General features: G+C 52.7%; 3 protein-coding genes. 2 read left to right on the forward strand and 1 reads right to left on the reverse strand.

What is annotated here, in order from left to right:
• Positions 1-886, forward strand: an 886-nt coding sequence (locus VB780_RS14140; protein ID WP_323351806.1) for a diguanylate cyclase, incomplete at its 5' end; no start/stop codon positions are given.
• 203 nt (positions 887-1089) lie between these two features.
• Here the strand turns inward: VB780_RS14140 and VB780_RS14145 are convergent.
• Positions 1090-4473 (reverse strand): EAL domain-containing protein, encoded by a 3384-nt coding sequence (locus tag VB780_RS14145; protein WP_323351807.1) that lies wholly within the window; start codon positions 4471-4473, stop codon positions 1090-1092.
• A gap of 439 nt (positions 4474-4912) precedes the next feature.
• On the opposite strand from VB780_RS14145, the gene VB780_RS14150 reads away from it, so the two are divergent.
• Positions 4913-5255: GAF domain-containing protein (locus tag VB780_RS14150; protein WP_323351808.1), on the forward strand; the 343-nt coding region annotated here is incomplete at its 3' end.

A 5255-nucleotide genomic window follows, 5' to 3' on the forward strand; every position in this document is an offset into this window, starting at 1 on the left:
CGGCAGTAGTGGTGCCATTTTTATGCTCAACCCGTCGCGCGATCGCATGGAAATTGTCACCACCTGGGGGCCAGAGCTAAACTCGCAGCCATTGTTTAGCTCCTTTAGCCCCTCAGACTGCTGGGCCTTGCGCCGGGGGCGATCGCACCAGGTCAGCCCCAACAGCCTGGGGTTGCGCTGCCACCATGCTGAGACAGCGGCGGTGACCAGCACCACCATTTGCCTGCCCCTACTGGCCCAAGGCGAAACCTTGGGGCTGTTTTACCTCAGTGCCAGTGAGGTAAAACAGCCCACCCAGCAGCTGGCCCGCGCCGTAGCAGAGCAGGTGGCCCTGGCCTTGGCCAACCTACAGCTACGCGAAACCCTGAAATATCAGAGCATTCGCGACCCGCTCACGGGGTTGTACAACCGCCGTTACCTCGAAGAGACCCTGACGCAGGAAATTGAGCGCGCCCAGCGCCAACACCACCCGATTGGGGTGATTATGCTCGATATCGATCACTTCAAGCGGTTTAATGATGTCCATGGCCACGCTGCGGGCGATCGCGTGCTAGAAGCCGTGGGCCAGCTGCTGCGCGACAGCGTGCGGGGGTCTGATATTGCCTGCCGCTACGGCGGTGAGGAGATGACCCTGGTACTGCCTGAGGCACCCCCAGATGTCACCCTGGCCCGGGCCGAAGCAATTCGCTACGCCATCGGCCAGCTTCAGGTAAGCTACAACGGCATGACGCTGGAACGACTCTCGGCCTCGCTGGGGGTAGCGAGCTTTCCTGACCACGGGGCCAAGGGCATTGACGTGGTAAAAGCCGCCGATGTCGCTCTCTACCAGGCTAAGACCAGGGGACGCAACCAGGTGGTGGGCCACAGTGCTGCTGTGGCCAAGTAGGTAGCTGATCTTGCACAGATAGAAACCCTTGCATGGAAAGGTTTTCCATGATTTATGAGTAGTTGCGCGCGCAGGCAACTAGCCCAACTCCGATGGAACATCGCAGCTTCGCTACTCTAGGGCCTTAACGAAGTCAATTGACGCAGTGCTTTTAGGTCTCTCTGGGTACGACTGACTGATCCTTTAACGCTTGCGGTTGCTCACTAAAATTCTGTGACCGCCTTACACAACTCTTCTGGGTATTGGGTATTGTGAGTCTGAATAAATTGCTGAAATTGCTTAGCCGGGAGCGATTTACTCAGTAAGTAACCTTGAACACTACTACAGCCTAGGGTTCGCAATATCTGCAACTGTTCTACTGTTTCGACCCCTTCAGCAACCGTTTCCAGATTTAGGCCGTGGCCCAGAGCGATTACCGCTTGCACAACAGCAATTTCTCTCGATTCAAAGGACAGATCTTGAATAAACTCGAGGGCAATTTTGAGGGAATGGAGCGGAAATTGTTTCAAGGCAGCCAGAGAAGAATACCCTGTGCCAAAGTCATCCATTGAGATGTAAATCCCCATATCTTTCAATTCTTGCAAGGTAGAGATCGCGGCAGGGATATCCTGCATCACTACTCTTTCCGTAATTTCGACCTCTAGCTGGCTGGGATCAAGCTGGTGTTCTAGCAAGATTCGAGCAATCTTTTTGGGCAAGGTTTTTTGCTGAATCGTTTGAGCAGAAAGATTAACAGCGATACGCAGTGGTGGGTTCCCGAGGTTTTGCCATGTGCGAATCTGAGCACAGGCGGCCCGAATTACCCAGTCATCAATCGCGCTGATTTGCCCCGTCACTTCGGCTGTTGCGATAAACTCTCCCGGCATCAGCAACCCTTTGTGAGGATGCTGCCAACGAATTAAAGCCTCAGCGGCAGTCACCTGGCCAGTCTGCAAGTCCAACTGGGGCTGATAGTGCAGCACAAACTCAGATTGCTCTACAGCCCTATGAAGATCATGAGTCAAAATCAGTTGATCCAGGGCATTCCCTATCGTGGCAGAGGAGTGCAGTTTATAGTTATTGCGCCCCTGATGCTTGGCGTCATACATGGCTGCATCCGCATTTTTCAACAGGGTTTCAGCATCTTGACCGTGGCTGGGGGTGAGAGCAATGCCAATGCTCATCGTCACTCGAAAGGCTTGGTGATTGAACACAAACGGCTCATGTAGGCTATTGAGAACCCGTTGAGCCACTTTCGCAACATCTTCGGTGGACTGAATATTTTGGAGCATCAGGGTAAATTCATCCCCACCCCAACGCGCCACAATATCGCCCTCCTTTAAACAGCCTGAAATTCGCCGTGCCACTTGCTGCAATAGCTGATCCCCCACGGCATGGCCCAGGGTGTCATTAATCGCCTTGAAATGGTCGAGGTCCACAAAGCAGACCGCTAGCATCCTGCTATCTAGTCTGTTATTGAGAGGTTTGAGTTGTTCTAAAGCCTTGACCAATTTTTCTTCAAACAGCAGTCGGTTGGGTAATCCAGTGAGCCGGTCATGACAAGCTTGATGGCGAATCGTTGCCTCAATCCGCCGCTGCATCACGGTGATGTACAAATGGGTAGCAAGGGTTTGTGACAGTTTGATGTCTTCTGCGTTCCAACCTAAGGCAAGGGGCGTATCCGCTAAGTCTTGAGAGGATGGATTGGCAGTAGTCTGTTGACGGTTTGGAAACCCATCGGTCGCAAACAGACTCACACCTGGTTTGCGACGAAACAGGCTGAACCACCCAATGGCTTGTTGCTGATATTGCAGGGGCACAATCAGGACAGAATGAATGGCGACCGCTTCGAAAGCCGCTCCTAACGCCCGCAGGTGTGGATCTTGCCTAAAGTCCTGCAGGGTGTAGAGATGGCAAGTTGGATCATCTCCACTACTCTTTGTCCGCTGCCTTCCACCATTCGCGCTCTGGGCCAAACGACGCCAAAGATATCGTTCAACCTCCAGGGTTAAGGCTGGCTGCACTCCTGAACGGTAAAGCTGGTCACTCTGCTCTTCGGTATCGGCGGAGATATAGAGCTGTCCACCCATGCAACCCAAGGCGGTAACGGTAGCATCAATGACTTGCTGCATCACTCGCATGGCATCTCCAGGAGTATGCAACAGGTGGGTGAGGCGATTGATGGTGGCTTCCGCCTGGGCTTGCTGAGACACTTGTTTTAACAGGGTTGCTTGAGCGATCGCAATGCCGACATGGGCCGAAAGCTCTTTGAGAAAGTCCAGTTCCCAAGCTTGCCATTCACGATAGCGATGGCACTGGTGAGCAATTAACAGCCCCCAAAGCTCTTGATTATGGAGAATGGGAACCACTAGCTTGGACTTTACGCCAAATTGATGGAGGGTTTTGACCAAACAGGCTGGGATATCGTCTTGCCTAATATCAGTAATGGCGCGGACCCGGCCCTGTTGGTAAAGGCGGCGACTTTCAACCGGAAAAACCTTCTCGGGTAGCGGTTGATCCATTAACGAAAAACATCCCGGAGCAACGGCTTCATTCGTCACTGAACCGGTACCGTCAGGATTGATGCGATAGGTCAGTACCCGATCAGCCTGCAACAGTTGTCTAACCTCAGCCACCGTCGTGTTCAAAATCTGATTGAGGTCTAATGACTCACGAATGCGGTGCGCTACCGCCGTAATTAAACGCTCCCGCTCAAATTGCTGCCGCAGTTTCGCCTCTAGCTGCTTTTGAGCCGTAATATCATGACAGATTGCGACGTATTGATAGGGCATATTATCCCCCTCAAGAAAGGGGACAATAGTAGTATTAGCCCAATACAAGCTACCGTCCCGAGCGCGTTTTTGGATGTCTCCTCGCCATACCTGCCCCCGATTGAGCGTTTGCCAGATGGCTTGTAAATCAGTCGGAGGATGTTCGTCTTCCGCCAGCAAAAGATGATGGTTGCCAATCAGTTCTACCGCTGAATATTGAGAGATTTCGCAGAATTTATCATTGGCATAGGTGATTAACCCTTGGGCATCTGCGATCGCCACAATGGAAGACTGATCCAACGTAAACTCAATATCTGTGCGGTCTTTTAGGGTTTGCTGAAGCACCCGGTGCCCGTATCTTAGATCCAGTTGTGCCACGACCTGACGGCTCAAGATGCGCAACGCTTCAAGTTGCTCTGAGTCTAGTTGACGCGGTTGCTGGTCAATGACGCACAGCGTCCCTAGCGGATAACCATCGGCAATAATGAGGGGAAAGCCAGCGTAGAAACGAATGTGGGGCTCCCCAACGACTAGCGGATTCTGCGCGAAGCGCTCGTCGAGCAGGGCATTTTCGATGATGAGAGGCTGCGACTGTAAAATCGCGTGGGCGCAAAAGGCCCACTCGCGGGGAATTTCTGTTGTTGTTAGTCCAACCTTTGCCTTAAACCACTGGCGATGGTCATCAATCAGACTCATCAGGGCGATTGGGGTTTGGCTGATCTGGGTGGCGAGTTGAACTAAGTCATCAAAAGCCGCTTCTGGGGCCGTATCCAGGAGATTATATCGAGCTAACGCGGCTAACCGAGCCGCTTCATAATCGCCCTCGATAGTTGGCATCCTCTCTCTCCCTTAACGTCTTGATGAGTCAACCATCGTCGAGCGTAGTCCCGATAACAGGGTGTCTATGCTTACACTCAAACGTATTAGATGCTACAAACATCGTAACCTTAGTACGGATAGAAGCCATTACTTTGATGTATAAATTGACCCCCTTCAGCAGGTTGGCGCAATCTTTCTATACGGTTTAGTAGTTCAAGGCGGCGGTCTCCGCCTTCTTCTGCTCCGGCTTCACCTCCAAATACCGTTGTAGTGAGGCCGTTAGGGCAACATCAGGGGCGCTGGTTGAAAACTGACGCTGTCCACATGCTTTGTTACACGAAGTACAAACTGTGAAGGTCTAGGAGGCGTCGATCGCTCCGCCGATATGTAATAAGGGAACTATAAAGAAAGCATGCAATCTCATATAGTTGCATACAAATCGTCACACGTACCCAGCATGAATGACTCAAGCGACGACGCTGAACGGCTGGCGGCGGTGCAGCGGTACCAGATCTTAGATACACCGCCCGATGAAGCCCTGGACCGCATAACAGCGATCGCCGCTCGTCTGTTTCAGGTGCCGATCGCGTTGGTGACGGTGGTTGATCACGATCGCATCTGGTTTAAATCGCGCCACGGGTTGGCCATAGAACAGATTGATCGCGAGCCAGGTCTGTGCGCCTCGGCGATTTTGCAGAGCGAAGTCTATACCATTGCCGATGCCCTGCAAGACCCGCGCACGCTGACGAATTCTCTGGTGCGGGGCGAGTTTGGCCTCAGGTTTTACGCCGCTGCCCCCC

It is taken from the genome of Leptolyngbya sp. CCNP1308 (assembly GCF_034932455.1).
Lineage (GTDB): Bacteria > Cyanobacteriota > Cyanobacteriia > Phormidesmidales > Phormidesmidaceae > Nodosilinea.